Source organism: Sinorhizobium alkalisoli (assembly GCF_008932245.1).
In the GTDB taxonomy this organism is placed as follows: domain Bacteria; phylum Pseudomonadota; class Alphaproteobacteria; order Rhizobiales; family Rhizobiaceae; genus Sinorhizobium; species Sinorhizobium alkalisoli.
The window spans coordinates 2,376,590-2,393,562 of sequence record NZ_CP034909.1; the positions used below are offsets into that span (position 1 = coordinate 2,376,590).

At 61.4% G+C, this 16,973-nt stretch carries 13 protein-coding genes; 9 read left to right on the plus strand and 4 right to left on the minus strand.

Going from position 1 to position 16,973, the window contains the following annotated elements:
* The 3 genes from EKH55_RS11590 to EKH55_RS11600 all read right to left on the minus strand — a co-directional run bounded on the left by EKH55_RS11590 (position 1) and on the right by EKH55_RS11600 (position 3,003).
* A complete protein-coding gene (locus EKH55_RS11590; RefSeq protein WP_151611547.1) occupies positions 1-1,149 on the minus strand; it encodes a hypothetical protein in 1,149 nt (382 codons plus the stop codon).
* A gap of 61 nt (positions 1,150-1,210) precedes the next feature.
* Positions 1,211-2,299, minus strand: coding sequence for a coiled-coil domain-containing protein (locus EKH55_RS11595; RefSeq protein ID WP_069458055.1), 1,089 nt, complete (start codon positions 2,297-2,299; stop codon positions 1,211-1,213).
* 119 nt (positions 2,300-2,418) lie between these two features.
* A complete protein-coding gene (locus EKH55_RS11600) occupies positions 2,419-3,003 on the minus strand; it encodes a thymidine kinase (protein ID WP_069458056.1) in 585 nt (194 codons plus the stop codon).
* 287 nt (positions 3,004-3,290) lie between these two features.
* On the opposite strand from EKH55_RS11600, the gene EKH55_RS11605 reads away from it, so the two are divergent.
* From EKH55_RS11605 to ade, 9 genes are all read left to right on the plus strand, one after another.
* Entirely contained in the window at positions 3,291-4,247 is a 957-nt protein-coding gene (locus tag EKH55_RS11605; RefSeq protein ID WP_069458057.1) for a choline ABC transporter substrate-binding protein, read from the plus strand.
* A 148-nt stretch (positions 4,248-4,395) separates the two neighbouring features.
* On the plus strand, positions 4,396-5,241 hold the full coding sequence (gene choW / locus EKH55_RS11610; protein WP_069458058.1) for a choline ABC transporter permease subunit: 846 nt from the start codon (positions 4,396-4,398) through the stop codon (positions 5,239-5,241).
* On the plus strand, positions 5,238-6,287 hold the full coding sequence (gene choV / locus EKH55_RS11615; protein WP_069458059.1) for a choline ABC transporter ATP-binding protein: 1,050 nt from the start codon (positions 5,238-5,240) through the stop codon (positions 6,285-6,287). Before choW ends, choV begins: the two co-directional genes overlap by 4 nt.
* Before the next feature lie 91 nt (positions 6,288-6,378).
* Positions 6,379-7,122 (plus strand): HugZ family pyridoxamine 5'-phosphate oxidase, encoded by a 744-nt coding sequence (locus EKH55_RS11620; protein WP_069458060.1) that lies wholly within the window; start codon positions 6,379-6,381, stop codon positions 7,120-7,122.
* A gap of 116 nt (positions 7,123-7,238) precedes the next feature.
* Positions 7,239-7,583, plus strand: a complete 345-nt coding sequence (locus tag EKH55_RS11625; RefSeq protein ID WP_069458061.1) for an ArsR/SmtB family transcription factor — start codon at positions 7,239-7,241, stop codon at positions 7,581-7,583.
* Positions 7,584-7,881: 298 nt separating this feature from the next.
* Entirely contained in the window at positions 7,882-10,347 is a 2,466-nt protein-coding gene (locus tag EKH55_RS11630; protein ID WP_151611548.1) for a phosphoketolase family protein, read from the plus strand.
* Between the two features lie 20 nt (positions 10,348-10,367).
* A complete protein-coding gene (locus tag EKH55_RS11635) occupies positions 10,368-11,687 on the plus strand; it encodes a glucoamylase family protein (RefSeq protein WP_151611549.1) in 1,320 nt (439 codons plus the stop codon).
* 246 nt (positions 11,688-11,933) lie between these two features.
* The gene (gene aptA, locus EKH55_RS11640) at positions 11,934-13,253 is read left to right on the plus strand and encodes an omega-aminotransferase AptA (RefSeq protein WP_069458063.1); all 1,320 of its coding nucleotides are present in this window, start codon (positions 11,934-11,936) and stop codon (positions 13,251-13,253) included.
* An 85-nt stretch (positions 13,254-13,338) separates the two neighbouring features.
* Positions 13,339-15,036 carry an adenine deaminase gene (ade, locus tag EKH55_RS11645; protein ID WP_151611550.1) on the plus strand — a complete coding sequence of 566 codons (1,698 nt, stop codon included), beginning with the start codon at positions 13,339-13,341 and terminating at the stop codon, positions 15,034-15,036.
* 179 nt (positions 15,037-15,215) lie between these two features.
* Here ade and bglA read toward each other — a convergent pair whose 3' ends face one another.
* The gene (bglA, locus tag EKH55_RS11650; protein ID WP_069458065.1) at positions 15,216-16,862 is read right to left on the minus strand and encodes a beta-galactosidase BglA; all 1,647 of its coding nucleotides are present in this window, start codon (positions 16,860-16,862) and stop codon (positions 15,216-15,218) included.
* Positions 16,863-16,973: the final 111 nt, after the last annotated feature.

The following is a 16,973-nucleotide window of genomic DNA, read 5'->3' on the forward strand; positions in this document are numbered from 1 at the left end:
TCAAACCTCGCTCACCACCTGGTTACCGGAAATCACATGTACCTTGTAATCACCGAAAATCCCGGCCGCCTCGCCGGAAGCATAAAGCGCCTGATAGGCGTCATGCGGCACCAGCGCATGCTTCTCATAGGCGCTGACCCCCATGCGGGCGGCCTCGAGATTGTCGGTGTCGATATGGAATTCTTCCTGCGCCGGCGTCGAGGACCAGAAGCCGTGTTTGGCCGGACGCTCCGCCTTGGAATAGACCTCCTGCACCGTCCAGGTCAAAAGCCAGGCATTCTCGGTCCTGCGCACCTTCGAGAGGATTTCGTTGATCTTCGCGCTGTTCTCGGTGATCCCCGCCGAATAGAACGGCCCAAGCACGATGCGCCGAAGCTGCTTCGGATGCAGTTCCGGAAAATCCCTGTCGAGCGTCGTGGCGATCGTTGCCGGCGTCAGCGAATAGGCGCTGTGCTTCGAAGCGAAATCGTCGAAGCGGCTGGCAAGCTCCGGATTGAGCAGTCCGCCGACAGGCAGCGGGATCTCGACGTCGGGATTGAGCTTGCCGTCCCTGGTCACCAGCATTTCGACGATATTTTCCGATGAATCCTCGATCGTCGCCATATAGACCATCGGCAGGGTCTGGCTGCCGTCGAATGCGCCCCAGGACACGACGTAATAGGGCCGCATCGTCTTCGGATTGACAGCAACCCGGATCGTCTCCGGCAGGATGAAGGGCGAGAAGATATTCCCCTGGCCGATCTGCTCGAGATAAAGCCGCTCGGCCATCCGCGATTGCAGCGCATCGGGAAAGGCCTTGTGCCGCAGGATGAAATCCACCATTTCCTCGCGCAGCGCATCGGCAGAGGGAATACTCGCCAGCCGCCTGTCGGCGCTCTGGCGGTCATTCTCGAATTCCAGCACGTTCTGGAACGTCGGATAGCCGCTCTCCGCACGCGCGATGCGGAACTGCTCGACAAAGCCGATGCGGTTCTCCCAGCAGGTGATCGATGCCTTCAGCCGCGCCAGATAGGGAACAATGACCTCGCCCACCACCGTATTGCGGTAGAGCGGCGAGTTTCGGTCTCCGAGAAACAGCTCCAGCCCCGCCACCGCAGCCCGGATCGAGGTGAAGTATTGCCGGACGGACGAGGATATCGCAACGCTCATCGAACGCCTCCCGCCATCTGCCAAAGGGCGGCCGGAAATCGGATCATCGACGCCTTGCCGATCACTGCTTCACGTAATCTGCGGCATTGTGCTTTTCCATTACGTCCTGGAAGCGGCGGGCAAAGGCGTCGTCGGCGAGTTTCTTGCGCCGCTGGATATCCTGTGTCGCCTGCATGTTCTTCTCATGCATTTCGAGCAGGTCGCCGATGTGGCGCTGGGCCGCGGCGCCGATCCCGGCCATGGTTTCCTCGGCGGCGGTGTCGACCTGGCTGCCGAGCGTGTTGATCTTGTGGGCGACATCCTGCTGCGCCGCGGTCTTCAAGGAATCCTCGAGCGACTTGTAGAGGACGATACGCTGTTCGGTGTCAATCGTCAGCTTGTTGATTAGCGTGTTCTGCGCCGCGATCTGGTTGTTGAGCGAGTCGACGAAGGTCTGGAACATCGCCGTGTAGCGCTCGAGCGTCTGGCTCTCGGCAAGCAGTTCCTGCTCCTTGGCCTGCTTCTCGTTGTATTCGGTCGCGAGCCTGGAGCGCTCCGCCTCAAGGTCGGTGCGGGTCCTCTGGTCGGTCGAGGCGGCGATCCGGTTCTCGATGTCGAGCAGCAGCGGATTGAGTTCCTCGATCCTCTTCTGCGTTTCCTCAAGAGTCGTCATCGTACCTTTGCGGCGCTCGATTACCTGGATGAGGCTCTGCTCCGAGGTTTTGTAGCGCTGGTCGAGAATCGACTTCTGATCCTTGAGGATGCCGACGATCATATCGGACTTGGCAAGCAGCTCCTGCAGATTGCCGGCGAGCGACATGTTGCGCACGCGATCGGTACGCATGCGCTGCATCGACTGCTTGGAAAAGATGCCGATGAACTTCTCGTAGCCGGTATAGCTCTTCATGCTCTCGAATTCGGCGCCAAAGACATTGGTCGCGTCTTCGAGGCCGATGATCAGATCGGCGATATTGGCCTCCATCACCTTCTGCTGCTTGATGACGTCCTGGATACGGGCGTTCTCGATGTCGAAATCGACGTCACCGAGCCTGGTGTCGGCCTTGGCGAACTGCTCGAGAACGACGCCGGACTGCTCAAGCTTGCCGCGCATCTCGTCGACGACGTTCTTCGTCTTCTCGATCTCGGTGTCAAAATTCTGAAGAGTCGCCATTTTCCGTCCCCTTGATCCGCACCGACAGGCGCACGTCAGCGGCCCAGATTACTCAGCCATCGATTGCACTTATATAAAGGACGTCCGACAGGCGAGGACAAGACGCGGTTGGGCTTTTTTCACCCCTGCATCCGGTCTTCCCAATGGCGGCGGCAATAGGAGACGTATTTCTCGTTGCCGCCGACGTCGACTTGTGCGCCCTCGCGCACGACATTGCCCTTGCCGTCGAGGCGCACGACCATTGTCGCCTTGCGGCCGCAATGGCAGATCGTGCGTACCTCGCGCAGTTCGTCGGCGATCGCGAGCAGCGCCATGGAGCCGGGAAAGAGCTTGCCCTTAAAATCCGTCCTCAAGCCATAGGCCATCACGGGGATGCCGAGACGGTCGGCCACCCTCGCGAGCTGCCAGACCTGGTTCTCGCCGAGAAACTGCGCCTCATCGACGAATATGCAGGCGATCTCGCCGGAACCGTCGCCGTTCATGCGCTCGACAAGGGCGTAGAGATCCTCAGCTCGGCGGAACGGGATCGCCTCCGCGTCGAGCCCGATGCGCGAGGCGATCCGGCCGACGCCGGCGCGATCGTCGAAAGCGGCGATCAGCATCACGACGCGCAGGCCGCGCTCCTGGTAATTGTAGGACGCCTGCAGCAGCAGCGTGCTCTTGCCGGCATTCATCGTCGCGTAGCTGAAATAGAGTTTTGCCATGAGCCCCGTCTCCGGAATCGCAAGCCGTTACATGACGAGGCGAAGGGCGGAAGGCCAGAGCGCGGGCGACGCGACCCACAGCTTTTCGCGAGGCGCTGCGGACGGTGCTGGCGCCGGACATGAAATAGCCGCATCGCGCCTTGTTTCGCGGGGATTGCGACATTCCGCGTCGCTCCGTGCATCCCTTCAGCGTATTGAGACAATACACTGCCGTGGGCACCAAGGCCTTGAATTCCGGTCCCATTGGTGTTTGGCTAAACAAGAATGGAAGCAGGGGAACGACTACGATGATAAGAAATCTCACTCTCAAACTCATGCTCGCGGGCAGCGTTTGCGTGGCGGCCCTGACCGCCGGAAACGCTGTCGCGGCGGATCCGGAAAGCTGCAGTCCCGTGCGCTTCTCCGACGTCGGCTGGACGGACATCACCGCGACGACGGCAACGGCCACGACCATCCTGAAGGCGCTCGGTTACGAGACGGATGTGAAGGTGCTCTCGGTTCCGGTTACCTACACGTCGCTGAAGAACAAGGACATCGACGTCTTCCTCGGCAACTGGATGCCGACGATGGAAGGCGATATCGCCCCCTATCGCGAGGATAAGTCGGTCGAGACCGTGCGCGAGAACCTCGAAGGCGCCAAGTACACGCTTGCGACCAACGCAAAGGGCGCGGAACTCGGTATCAAGGACTTCAAGGACATCGCCGCTGAGAAGGATGCGCTCGACAGCAAGATCTATGGCATCGAGCCCGGCAATGACGGTAACCGCCTGATCATCGACATGGTCGAGAAGGACACTTTCGGCCTCAAGGGCTTCGAAGTGGTCGAATCCTCCGAGCAGGGCATGCTGGCGCAGGTCGCCCGCGCCGAGAAGGATGGCGAGCCGATCGTCTTTCTTGGCTGGGAGCCGCATCCGATGAACGCCAACTTCAAGCTCACCTATCTCTCCGGTGGCGACGACATCTTCGGACCGAACTTCGGCGGAGCCACGGTCTACACCAATGTCCGCGCCGGCTACACCGAGGAATGCCCGAACGTTGGCGCCCTTCTCAAGAATCTCAAATTCACGCTCGAGATGGAAAACGAGATCATGGGCAAGATCCTGGACGACGGCGAAGATCCGGAGAAGGCTGCCTCGGAATGGCTCAAGGCCAATCCCCAGGTCCTCGAGCCATGGCTTGCGGGCGTCACCACCAAGGAGGGCGCCGACGGGCTGGCCGCGGTCAAGTCCGAGCTCGGCCTCTGACGGCCTGACGCCACGCGCCCCGACGACGTGCATCAGGGGACTGAACGCGTGCCGCATGTTTCCGGAAGCGGATACATGCGGCAGCAGCCTGCCCTTAGCACGGCGCCATGCGATCCTGTTCGACCCCTGACAAGAGGGATTCAATCCCGTGGAATTTCTGACTGACCATCCCATTCCGATCGGCGGCTGGGCCAAGGCCTTCGTCGACTGGCTGACAACCAATTTCGAGCTGTTTTTCGACCAGCTTGCAAACTTCCTGTCGGCAATCATCTCCATTCTGCTCTACATCCTCCAGACGCCGCACCCGCTCATCGTCATCGCGATCGTGACCGCGCTTGCCTGGTGGTTCCGCCGCTCGATCGGCATCGCGGCCTTCACCTGTCTTGGCCTTCTGCTGATCATCAACCAGGGCTACTGGAAGGAAACCACGGAGACGCTGGCGCTGGTGCTCGCGGCCACCTTCGTCAGCATGGCCGTTGGGATCCCACTCGGCATCGCCGCGGCGCGGCGTGCCTGGATCTATGCCTTCATGCGCCCGATCCTCGACCTCATGCAGACGATCCCCACCTTCGTCTACCTGATCCCGGCACTGATCCTGTTCGGTCTTGGGATGGTGCCGGGCCTGATCGCCACGGTCATCTTCGCCATTCCCGCGCCGATCCGCCTAACCCGCCTCGGCATCATCTCGACGCCGCCCGCGCTGGTCGAGGCCGCCGAATCCTTCGGCGCCACGCCCTGGCAGGTGCTGCGCAAGGTGGAACTGCCCTTCGCAATGCCGCAGATCATGGCCGGCCTTACCCAGACGATCATGCTCTCGCTTTCGATGGTGGTCATCGCCGCTCTGGTCGGCGCCAACGGCCTCGGCGTGCCCGTCCTCAGGGCTCTGAACACCGTCAATATCGCCCGGGGCTTCGAGTCCGGACTCTGCATTGTCATCCTCGCAATCGTTCTCGATCGTCTGTTCCGCTCATCCGATGAAGGAGAAGGCGCATGACAGACGCCGTCGTTTTCAAGAATGTCGACATCATCTTCGGCAAGAACCCGCAGGTGGCGCTCGAGATGGTCGACCAGGGGAAGAGCCGGGACGAGATCGGCGCGGCCTCCGGTCATGTGCTCGGCGTCGCCGGCGCCTCGCTGTCGATTCATGAAGGCGAGATCCTCGTGCTGATGGGTCTCTCCGGCTCCGGCAAATCGACGCTGCTTCGAGCGGTCAACGGGCTTGCCCCGGTCGTGCGCGGCGAGGTGGAGGTCAAGACGGCGAACGGCTCGCTCAATCCCTATCGCTGCAATGCCAAGGCGCTTCGCGACTTCCGCATGCATACCGTCTCGATGGTATTCCAGCAGTTCGCGCTTCTGCCCTGGCGGACGGTGGCCGACAATGTCGGCTTCGGACTCGAACTTGCCGGCGTTCCGGACGGCGAACGCAAGAAGCGCGTCGGCGAGCAGCTCGAACTCGTCAATCTCAGCGCGTGGGCGGACCGTAAGGTCAACGAGTTGTCCGGCGGCATGCAGCAGCGTGTCGGCCTCGCCCGCGCCTTTGCGACGGGCGCGCCCATTTTGCTGATGGATGAGCCGTTCTCCGCGCTCGATCCGCTGATCCGCACGCGCCTGCAGGACGAGCTGCTGGAATTCCAGCGGCGACTGAAGAAGACGATCATCTTCGTCAGCCACGACCTCGACGAGGCCTTCCGCATCGGCAATCGCATCGCGATCATGGAGGGCGGACGGATCATCCAGTGCGGCACGCCGCAGGAAATCGTGAGGAACCCGGCAAACCAGTATGTGGCCGACTTCGTCCAACACATGAATCCGATCGCGATGCTGACCGCGAAGGACGTGATGCAGAGCGGCATCGATCGCTCGACCGCCGGCGCGGGAGTGACCGCCACCGCCAGGCCCACGACGCCGCTCATCGACATCCTCGACGCCATGTCGCGTCAGCCGGGCAGCATCGGCGTCGTCGATAACGGCGCGGTCGTCGGAACCATCGATGCGCAGGACATCGTCGAAGGACTTACCCGCCACCGCAGCAGGGAATGACGCGGGCGATGCAATGTGTTCGAAAAAGGCCTGGAGCGCACGCTCCGGGCCTTTTATTTTGGATGATGCACCGACCGTTAAGGGGGCGACGATGAGCGAGAAACCCAATGTCCTGCGCGATACCGATGACGAGGCACGCAAGCTCGCCCGTGTCCTGCTCCGATCGGCGCGGAGCGGTGCGCTGGCGGTGATCGAACCTCAGAGCGGCGGCTTTCCCTTCGTCAGCCGGGTGCTGCTCGGCATCGACGTCGACGGAGCGCCGGTGGTTCTGGTCTCGCGTCTGTCGACCCATACCCAGGCGCTGCTCGCCGACGACCGCGCATCTCTCTTGACGGGCGAACCCGGCAAAGGCGATCCGCTCGCCCATCCGCGCCTGACCGTACAATGCCAGGCTGAAGAGATCCGGCGCGATTCGGACGACCACGCCCGCATCCGCGAACGCTTCCTGCGGCGCCACCCGAAAGCGGGACTTTATATCGATTTCCCCGATTTCGGCTTTTTCCGCCTGACACCGCAGCGAGCGAGCCTCAATGGCGGCTTTGGCCGTGCCTATGCGCTGACGGCCGACGATCTCGTCATCGATTCACCGGCGACCGCCGCGCTCGCGGAGATGGAGGCGAGCGCAATCGACCACATGAATACCGATCATGCCGAGGCAGTAGACCATTACGCGAAGGTTCACTGCCGGGCATCCGGTGGCGACTGGAAGCTCGTTGGAATCGATGCGGCCGGTCTCGATCTCGCTGATGGCGAGGCGCTGAAGCGCCTCGAATTCGAGACGCCGATACAAAATGCAGCCGAGTTGCGGCCTGTCCTGAAAAAACTTTACCGCTAAACCGCACTTGGCTACCCCCATTTCTTGCAGTGGGTGGTTGCCCTTTTATGCATCACGGCTAATTATCGTGCTTCGTCAAACATAACTACGTGTGATGTGATCGCATGGAGCACGCAATGCAGCCTCTCTCGCCTGAAAAACACGAGGAAGCCGAAACAGCAGCCGGTTTTCTTTCTGCCATGGCAAATCCGAAACGTCTGCTCATCCTCGACTCGCTCGTCAAGGAAGAGATGGCAGTGGGCGCATTGGCCAACAAGGTCGGATTGAGTCAGTCTGCCCTTTCGCAGCACCTTTCGAAACTGCGGGCGCAGAATCTGGTCAGCACTCGCCGGGACGCGCAGACGATCTACTACTCGAGCTCTTCCGACGCGGTCATGAAGATCCTGGGCGCGCTCGACGAGATCTATGGCGAACACAGCCACCCCGTAGGAGACAAGCCGCTCCTGCGCAAATCGGCGTAACTTCCCCGTACGCCACCCATCTGGACGACCTCCGTATTGGCCCCGACGAGCCATTGTGCGAGGGCGTACGCGCATGTGTCATCATACCCTTTCATCGTTGCTTCACCCCCCGTCTGCGCTGCCCGGCATCTCTCCACAAGGGGAGAAAACGGCTTAGCGCAACGGAGGGCTGCTTTGATTCAACGCAATGCCCGGCCGACGAAATTGAGGTAAGGCTTCTCCTTTGGCCAATGGCGTCCCTGCATCGCTGCCGGCCACGGCTTGGATCGGCGCTTGCTTGTGTTGAAAGGAGCGACCCATGGTTTCGACCAGAACGGCACCGGGCATAAGCGATGAGCCTGTCGAAGATTCAACGGCAACCCGTCCGCTCTCGAAGGAAGAACTGCGGGCGATCGACGCCTATTGGCGAGCATCCAATTACCTCTCGGTCGGGCAGATCTACCTCCTCGATAATCCGCTGTTGAAGGAGCCGCTGAAGCGCGAGCATATCAAGCCGAGGTTGCTCGGGCATTGGGGTACGTCACCGGGCCTGAATATGCTCTATGCCCACCTCAACCGGGTCATCAAACGCGATGACCTCAACATGATCTACGTGATTGGCCCGGGGCACGGTGGACCTTCTTTGGTAGCTCACGCTTACATGGAAGGCACCTATAGCGAGGTATATCCAAATATCAGCCAGGATGCGGAGGGCATGAAGCGGCTGTTCAAGCAGTTCAGCTTTCCGGGAGGAATCCCCAGTCACGTTGCACCAGAGACGCCGGGAAGCATCCATGAGGGCGGCGAGCTCGGCTACGCCTTGAGCCATGCCTATGGGGCGGCGTTCGACAACCCCGACCTGATCGTCGCCTGTATCGTCGGGGACGGAGAGGCCGAGACCGGACCGCTTGCGACCGGCTGGCACGGCAACAAGTTCCTGAACCCGGCGCGCGACGGCTGCGTGCTCCCCATCCTCCACCTCAACGGATACAAGATTGCGAATCCTTGTTTTCTCGCCCGCATTCCCAGGGACGAGTTGCAGAAATTCTTCGAGGGCATGGGTTACGCGCCGTATTTCGTCGAAGGGCGTGACCCGGCGGCCGTCCATCAGCAGTTGGCCGGCGTACTCGACGCCGTGGTCGCGGAAATCAAGCGAATTTGGACCGATGCCCGCACCAACGGCAAGGTCATGCGCCCCAACTGGCCGATGATCGTCTTGCGCACGCCGAAGGGCTGGACCTGCCCGGAGGAGATCGACGGCAAGAAATGCGAGGATTACTGGCGCTCGCATCAGGTGCCGATGGGCGACATGGACAATCCAAGCCACATCCGCATTCTCGAAGACTGGATGAAGAGCTATCGGCCCGAAGAGTTCTTCGACGGCAACGGCCGGCTGAAGCCGGAATTGGCGGCGCTCGCTCCCGTGGGGCGCCGCCGCATGAGCGACAACCCGCATGCAAATGGCGGCCTGCTTCTGCGCGACCTGAAGATGCCTGACTTCCGTGACTATGCGGTCGCCGTTCCGAGCCCCGGCGCCACAACGGCGGAGTCGGCGCGCGTGATGGGCGCTTTTCTGCGCGACGTGATGAGGCTCAATCTCGAGGCCAAAAACTTCCGTCTTTTCAGCCCGGACGAGAACAACTCGAATCGTTGGCAGGATGTGCTCGAGGTCACGAACCGTTGCTACATGGCGGAGATCTATCCCGAGGACGATCATCTGGCGCCGGACGGTCGGGTGATGGAGGTGCTCAGTGAGCATCAATGCCAGGGGTGGCTGGAAGGTTACCTGCTCACCGGACGCCACGGCTTCTTCTCCTGCTACGAAGCATTCATCCACATCATCGACTCGATGTTCAATCAGCACGCCAAATGGCTGAAGGTGTGCAACGAAATCGCCTGGCGGCGGCCGATCGCTTCGCTGAACTATTTCCTGAGTTCCCACGTCTGGCGTCAGGACCACAACGGCTTCAGCCATCAGGATCCCGGCTTCATCGATCACGTCGTCAACAAGAAGGCCGACGTTATCCGGGTCTATCTGCCACCGGACGCGAACACGCTTCTATCGGTCACGGATCATTGCCTCAGGAGCCGCAACTACATCAACGTCGTGGTCGCCGGCAAGCAGCCCGCCCCGCAATGGCTGACAATGGACGAGGCCATCAAGCATTGCAGCGAAGGCCTCGGGATCTGGGAATGGGCGAGCAATGACAAGGGCAGCGAGCCCGATGTCGTGATGGCATGTTGCGGCGACGTGCCGACGCTCGAGACGCTGGCAGCGGTCGAATTGATCCGTGACCATCTGCCGGACCTGAAGGTGCGCGTCATCAACGTGGTGAACCTTATGAAGCTGCAGCCGTCGGAGGAGCATCCGCACGGCCTTTCGAACCGCGACTTCGATGCCTTGTTCACAAAGGATAAGCCGATCATCTTCGCCTTCCATGGCTATCCATGGCTGATCCACCGTTTGACGTACCGCCGCACGAATCACAAGAATCTGCATGTTCGCGGCTACAAGGAGGAAGGGACGACGACCACCCCATTCGACATGGTTGTGTTGAACGACCTGGATCGGTTCCACCTGGTCGAGGACGTGATCGACCGGCTGCCGCAACTGGGGGCCCGTGCTGCCTACTTCAAGCAGGCAATCCACGAGAAACTGATCGAACACCGGCAACACATTCAGAAGTACGGCGACGATCTGCCAGCCATCAGCGGTTGGAAGTGGGGCCTGAAGGGAGCGGCCGGCAAACCTCTGGGCACGTCCACTGAAGAGGACAATATTTAAGGACGACTCAAGCGGAAACCATGCCCGAGATGCTCTCGACCGACGCCGATCTCCATGGACCGCCGACCGATGAAGATCTGGGGCGGCTACAGTTCACAACGCTGCTGTATTACCTGCAAGTCACCAATCCGGACAATGGCCTGGTCCGTGACAAAACAGAGCCGAACGCCCCGGCAAGCATCGCGGCAATCGGCATGGCGTTGGCGACGACTCCCGTTGTTGTGGAACGAGGCGTCATCATCCGCGAATTCGCGGCGAAGATCACTCGCAAGCGATTGCGATTCTTGTCGGAACTTCCGCAAGGACCAGAGCCGGACGCCTCCGGCTACAAAGGCTTTTTCTATCATTTTCTGGACATCGAAACGGGCCGCCGCGTTTGGCAATGTGAGTTGTCAACCATCGATACGGCGTTCCTGTTGGCGGGCGCACTGACGGTAGCAACCTATTTCGATGGCGACACCGCCGACGAGGCGGAAATCCGCCAACTCGCGACGACGCTTTATGAGCGTGCCGATTGGAACTGGGCCCGCGATGGCGGTCCGACGCTGACGCACGGTTGGCACCCGGAAAGCGGTTTCATTCCCCACCGCTGGCGTGGGTACGACGAAGGACTGCTGCTCTACATCCTCGGGCTCGGTTCGCCGACCCATCCGTTGCCGCCCGAATCATATGCCGCCTACACGGCCACCTATGAATGGAGGAATATCTATGGCCGCGATGTGCTTTATTCTGGACCGCTCTTCACCCACCAACTGTCGCATATGTGGGTGGATTTTCGAGGCATTCGCGACGAGTTCATGCGGCAGCACGACAGCGACTATTTCGAGAACAGTCGGCATGCAACGTTCGTGCAGCAGGAGTATGCGATTCGCAATCCGATGAATTTCGCCGGCTACGGGGAATATTGTTGGGGATTCACGGCGAGCGACGGGCCCGGTTGGGTCACGCGCGTGGTCAATGATGTCAAGCGGGAGTTCTTTGATTACATCGCACGAGGGGCTCCATTCGGGCCCGACGACGGGACGGTTTCACCATGGGTTGTTATCGCTTCGCTGCCATTCGCGCCTGAAATCGTCATTCCGACAACCCGCAACTTTGCCCGCATGAACCTGGGCATGACGCGTCTGTACGGGTTCAAGCCGTCGTTCAATCAGTCTTTCGTGGTGAAAGACAGTCCGACCGGATGGTGGGTAACTCCGTACCACTTCGGCGTCGACCAAGGGCCGGTTGTGCTGATGGTCGAAAACTACCGGACGGGCCTGCTCTGGGACATAATGCGCCGATCCGCACCCATAGTGACAGGGCTGCGCAGGGCTGGGTTCACCGGGGGCTGGCTATAACACGCTCACGAAAGGACCGAAGGCGTTGTGCCGCTCAACCACCCCAGCGCGCATCCTGTCGAAATTCGCCGGGCCGCTGCAGGCTCTAAACGCAACCATAATACCGGACCAACCAACGGCATATCGGTCGACAAAGCTGCAGGCTTGACGCTGATAGAGGCGCTGATAATTTGACCAACGGGTAAAATAATCCGGCGCGCTCCACCACCTCGCTGCCGGACGAGAATCCTCCAAGGAGAACAGGACATGGCGACCCGCCTAAGCAATGACCTCAGCGCCTTCTGGATGCCGTTTACGGCCAACCGGCAATTCAAGAGGGAGCCGCGTCTCTTCGTCGGCGCCAAGGACATGTACTACACGACCCATGACGGGCGGACGGTGCTGGATGGAACCGCGGGGCTCTGGTGCGTCAATGCCGGCCATTGTCGCCCGAAGATCACGGAGGCCATTCGCGAGCAGGCGGGCGAGCTCGATTATGCGCCTGCCTTCCAGCTCGGCCATCCGAAAGCCTTCGAACTCGCCAACCGGCTCGTCGATATCGCCCCGGAAGGGATGAACCACGTTCTCTACACCAATTCCGGTTCGGAATCGGTCGACACCGCGCTCAAGGTGGCGCTCGCCTATCACCGCGCCAAGGGCGACGGCTCGCGCTTCCGCCTCATTGGCCGCGAGCGTGGCTATCACGGCGTCAATTTCGGCGGCATTTCCGTCGGCGGCATCGTCGCCAACCGCAAGATGTTCGGCACGCTTTTGACCGGCGTCGACCACCTGCCGCATACGCACTTGCCAGGCAAGAACGCCTTCACCCGCGGAGAGCCCGAACACGGCGCCGATCTCGCGAGCGAGCTGGAGCGCATCGTCACCCTGCACGACGCCTCGACGATCGCCGCCGTCATCGTCGAGCCGGTTGCCGGTTCCACCGGTGTGCTCATCCCGCCGAAGGGCTATCTTCAGAAGCTGCGCGAGATCTGCACGAAGCACGGCATCCTGTTGATCTTCGACGAGGTGATCACCGGCTTCGGCCGTCTCGGCACGCCCTTCGCCGCACAATATTTCGGCGTCAAGCCCGACATCATCACCACCGCCAAGGGGCTCACCAACGGCGTGATCCCGATGGGCGCGGTCTTCGTCAGCTCCGAAATTCACGACGCTTTCATGACCGGGCCGGAGCACCTGATCGAGTTCTTCCACGGCTACACCTATTCGGGCAACCCGATCGCCTCGGCCGCGGCACTCGGCACGCTCGACACCTACAGGGAAGAGGGATTGCTGATGCGCGCCGCCGAGCTTGCTTCCTATTGGGAAGAGGCCCTGCATTCCTTGAAAGACTGCCCGCTCGTGGTCGATATCCGCAATATCGGATTGATCGGCGCGATCGAACTCGAGCCAATTGCCGGCGAGCCGACGAAGCGCGCCTTCTCGGCGTTTCTGAAAGCCTATGAGAAGGGCCTCCTGATCCGCACCACCGGAGACATCATCGCGCTTTCGCCACCGCTGATCATCGAAAGAGAGCAGATCGATGAATTGTTCGACAAGCTGCGTGATGTCCTGACGAACAATATCTGAAATCCGCTCGCAATCCTTCGACCCTTTCCCCGTCCGCGGGGAGAGGGTTATTGTTATGAATCGGTATAGAAAACGGAGTGAGGCCATGTCCGAAACGCTGGAGCGCTTGATCGATCAGGGCGTCGGCCGTGAGCCGGCGGACATCGTGCTCAAGGGCGGACGGTTCTTCGATCTCGTCACCGGCGAACTGGTCGTCTCGGACATCGCCCTCTCAGGCGACAGGATTGTCGGTACCTGCGGCGAATACCGCGGCCGCGAGGAGATCGACATCTCCGGCCGCATCGTCGTTCCAGGCTTCATCGACACGCATCTGCACATCGAATCATCACTCGTGACGCCGCACGAATTCGACCGCTGCGTCCTGCCGCTCGGCATCACCACCGCCATCTGCGATCCGCATGAGATCGCCAACGTGCTCGGCACCGAAGGCATCCAGTTCTTCCTGGATTCGGCGCTGCAAACCATCATGGACATTCGCGTCCAGCTTTCCTCCTGTGTGCCGGCCACACACCTCGAAACCTCGGGCGCCGACCTCCCGGTCGAGCGGCTCCTGCCGTTTCGCCAGCACCCGAAGGTGATCGGCCTGGCGGAGTTCATGAACTTCCCCGGCGTCATCCACAAGGATCCGGTCTGCCTCGCCAAGCTCGACGCCTTCCAGGGCGGCCACATCGACGGGCATGCGCCGCTGCTCCGCGGCAAGGAGCTGAATGGTTACCTCGCAACCGGCATCCGCACCGACCATGAATGCACGAGCGCGGAAGAGGCGCTGGAAAAGATCCGCAAGGGCATGCACATCCTCGTGCGCGAGGGCTCCGTCTCCAAGGACCTGGACGCCCTGATGCCGATCATCACCGAACGCCTTTCGCCCTACCTGGCGCTCTGCACGGACGATCGCAACCCGCTCGACATCGCCGAACAGGGCCATCTCGACCATATGATCCGCACCGCCATCGCCGCAGGCGTCGAACCGCTGGCCATCTATCGCGCAGCCTCGATCTCGGCCGCGCGCGCCTTCGGGCTTAGGGACCGTGGCCTTGTCGCGCCCGGGTGGCGCGCCGACCTCGTCGTCGTCGACAGCTTGGAGAATTGCAAGGCGCAGATGGTGTTTTCCGCCGGGAGGCGTGTCACCGACCGGCTCTTCGCGCGGCGCAAGCCGGTCGAGCCGGTTGGGCTCGACAGCGTCAAGGCGCGAGAGGTCAAGGCCGCCGACTTCGGCGTCCCTTATGCCGAGGGAGAAACTTCGGTGATCGGCGTGCTGCCCGGCAAGATCATCACCGAACACCGCCGCTATCGTCTCCCCACCGAGGGCAACCGAACCGGTGTCGATCTCGACCGCGATATCATCAAGGTCGCGGTCGTCGAGCGCCACGGCCACAACGGCAATCACGCCAATGGTTTTGTCCAGGGCTTCGGGCTGAAGAAGGGCGCGATCGCCTCAACCGTCGGCCATGACAGCCACAATATCTGCGTCGTCGGCGTCAATGACGAAGACATGGCGCTCGCCGCCAACCGCCTCGGCGAAATCAAGGGCGGCTTCGTCGTCGTCGAGGACGGCAAGGTCACCGGCGAGATCGCTTTGCCCGTCGCCGGCCTGATGAGCCTCGAACCCTATGAGCGTGTGCGCGACATCCTCCACCACCTGCGCCAAGCCGCCGTTGCGCTGGGGGCGACGCTCGAAGAACCATTCCTGCAACTCGCCTTCCTGCCGCTCCCGGTGATCCCGCATCTGAAGATCTCCGACCGGGGGCTGGTGGACGTCGACAGGTTTGCGCTGATCGGGTGAGTTGTCCGCCCGCTCCGGCCGCCTCTGGTGACTTCGCTCAGGCTCGCTCCGACGCTTCGCCCTCCTCATCCTCGGGCTTGAGCCGACTGGGCACTGCCGCCTCCTCCTCCACCGTTATCCTCGGCCCTGAGCATCTCAGGGCCGAGGATCACAATGGAGAGGAAACGTCCTCTCACGCCTCACCGCAGCCTTCCGCAAAACGCATCGAGTCCTTCGAGCCTGACCACGTCGTCCGCAATTTCCGGCGCAAAGCCGGGCAGCGGCAGCGCCTCCGCAACCGTGGTAGCCGATGAGAGATGAACCTCTTGCGGCTCTGTCGTGAGGTTGAACAGGAACAGCAGCCGTTCGCCGTCCTTCTCCCGCACGAAAGCAAGCACGTCCCGATTGGACGCCAGGAAGGACATTTCTCCGTCGATCAGGGCCGCATGCATACGGCGGAAGGCCAGCGTTCGACGGTAGTGTTCGAGCACCGATCCGGCGTCACCCTCCTGAGTATCCACCGCAAGCAGGCGCTGATCGTCTCTTACCGGCAACCACGGAATGCCGGACGAAAAACCGCCGGTTGGATGTCTGTGTTCCCAGACCATCGGCGTCCGGCACCCGTCACGGCCCTTGAATGCCGGCCAGAAGCGGATGCCGTAGGGATCCCGCAGTTCCTCAAGCGCCAGTTCCGCCTCCGGCAGGCCCAGTTCCTCCCCTTGGTAGAGGCAGATCGAGCCGCGCAGGGTAGCAAGAACCGAAATGGCGAGTTTGGCCAGCCGCTCGCGATCGGCACGCGGAACCGCAAATCGGCTGACATGCCGCATCACGTCGTGATTGGAGAGAGCCCAGCACACCCAGCCATCGGCGACCATCGCCTGGAAGCCCTCCACACAGCGGCGAATGTGGCTCGCCGTGAAAGCCGGCCCGAGAAGGTCGAACGTGTAGCACATATGCAACTTGTCGCTGCCGCTCGTATAGGCGGCAACAGTCTTCAGCGACCGAGCGCCGTCGCCCACCTCACCCACGGTTGCACGGCCGCCGTATTCATCGAGCAGCGCCCGCAGGCGACGCAGGAAGGCGATGTTCTCCGGACGGCTCTTGTCGTAGAGATGACTCTGCATCCCGTAGGGATTGACGTCCGGCGCATCCTGACTGATCGCATCGGGATCGGGCACGACCGGCGGATTATCCCGCAACTGATCGTCATGGAAGTAGTAATTCACCGTGTCGAGCCGGAACCCGTCGACGCCGCGTTCAAGCCAGAAGCGAACCGTCGAAAGCAGCGCCTCCTGTACCTCGGGATTGTGGAAATTGAGATCCGGCTGCGACGTCAGGAAATTATGCAGGTAATACTGCCTGCGCACGCCGTCCCATTCCCAGGCCGGGCCGCCAAAGACCGAAAGCCAGTTGTTCGGCGCGGCACCGTCCGGCTTCGGGTCGGCCCAGACATACCAATCCGCCTTCGCATTGGTCCTGCTCGATCGGCTTTCGACAAACCATGGATGCCGATCCGATGTGTGCGAGATCACCTGGTCGATGATGACCTTCAGCCCGAGCCGGTGCGCCTCCGCCAGCATTTCATCGAAATCGTCGAGCGTACCGAACATCGGATCGACGTCGCAATAGTCGGAGACGTCATATCCCATGTCCGCTTGCGGCGAGGTGAAGAAGGGCGAGAGCCATATCGCGTCGACGCCGAGCGCAGCGATGTGCGAAAGCCGCCGGGTGACACCGCGCAGATCGCCGACGCCGTCGCCATCGGTATCCTGGAAGGAACGCGGATAGACCTGGTAGATCACCGCACCGCGCCACCAGTCGTCGCCACGCCTCGCCTCGATCGCCATGCGCCTTCCTTTCATTCCCGCAGATCCTCTTGAGATGTATCGTCCGGTACCGTCCGAGTAAACGGCACTTGCAACATTCACTTGCCCGAGCGGCGGCGCTTCGCTAACCCA

Excerpts from the sequence above, each read along its gene's own strand:
- EKH55_RS11590 (WP_151611547.1), bottom strand. The coding sequence starts at position 1,149 with ATGAGCGTTGCGATATCCTCGTCCGTCCGGCAATACTTCACCTCGATC.
- EKH55_RS11595 (WP_069458055.1), bottom strand. The coding sequence starts at position 2,299 with ATGGCGACTCTTCAGAATTTTGACACCGAGATCGAGAAGACGAAGAAC.
- EKH55_RS11600 (WP_069458056.1), bottom strand. The coding sequence starts at position 3,003 with ATGGCAAAACTCTATTTCAGCTACGCGACGATGAATGCCGGCAAGAGC.
- EKH55_RS11605 (WP_069458057.1), top strand. The coding sequence starts at position 3,291 with ATGATAAGAAATCTCACTCTCAAACTCATGCTCGCGGGCAGCGTTTGC.
- choV (WP_069458059.1), top strand. The coding sequence starts at position 5,238 with ATGACAGACGCCGTCGTTTTCAAGAATGTCGACATCATCTTCGGCAAG.
- EKH55_RS11620 (WP_069458060.1), top strand. The coding sequence starts at position 6,379 with ATGAGCGAGAAACCCAATGTCCTGCGCGATACCGATGACGAGGCACGC.
- EKH55_RS11625 (WP_069458061.1), top strand. The coding sequence starts at position 7,239 with ATGCAGCCTCTCTCGCCTGAAAAACACGAGGAAGCCGAAACAGCAGCC.
- EKH55_RS11630 (WP_151611548.1), top strand. The coding sequence starts at position 7,882 with ATGGTTTCGACCAGAACGGCACCGGGCATAAGCGATGAGCCTGTCGAA.
- EKH55_RS11635 (WP_151611549.1), top strand. The coding sequence starts at position 10,368 with ATGCCCGAGATGCTCTCGACCGACGCCGATCTCCATGGACCGCCGACC.
- aptA (WP_069458063.1), top strand. The coding sequence starts at position 11,934 with ATGGCGACCCGCCTAAGCAATGACCTCAGCGCCTTCTGGATGCCGTTT.
- ade (WP_151611550.1), top strand. The coding sequence starts at position 13,339 with ATGTCCGAAACGCTGGAGCGCTTGATCGATCAGGGCGTCGGCCGTGAG.
- bglA (WP_069458065.1), bottom strand. The coding sequence starts at position 16,862 with ATGGCGATCGAGGCGAGGCGTGGCGACGACTGGTGGCGCGGTGCGGTG.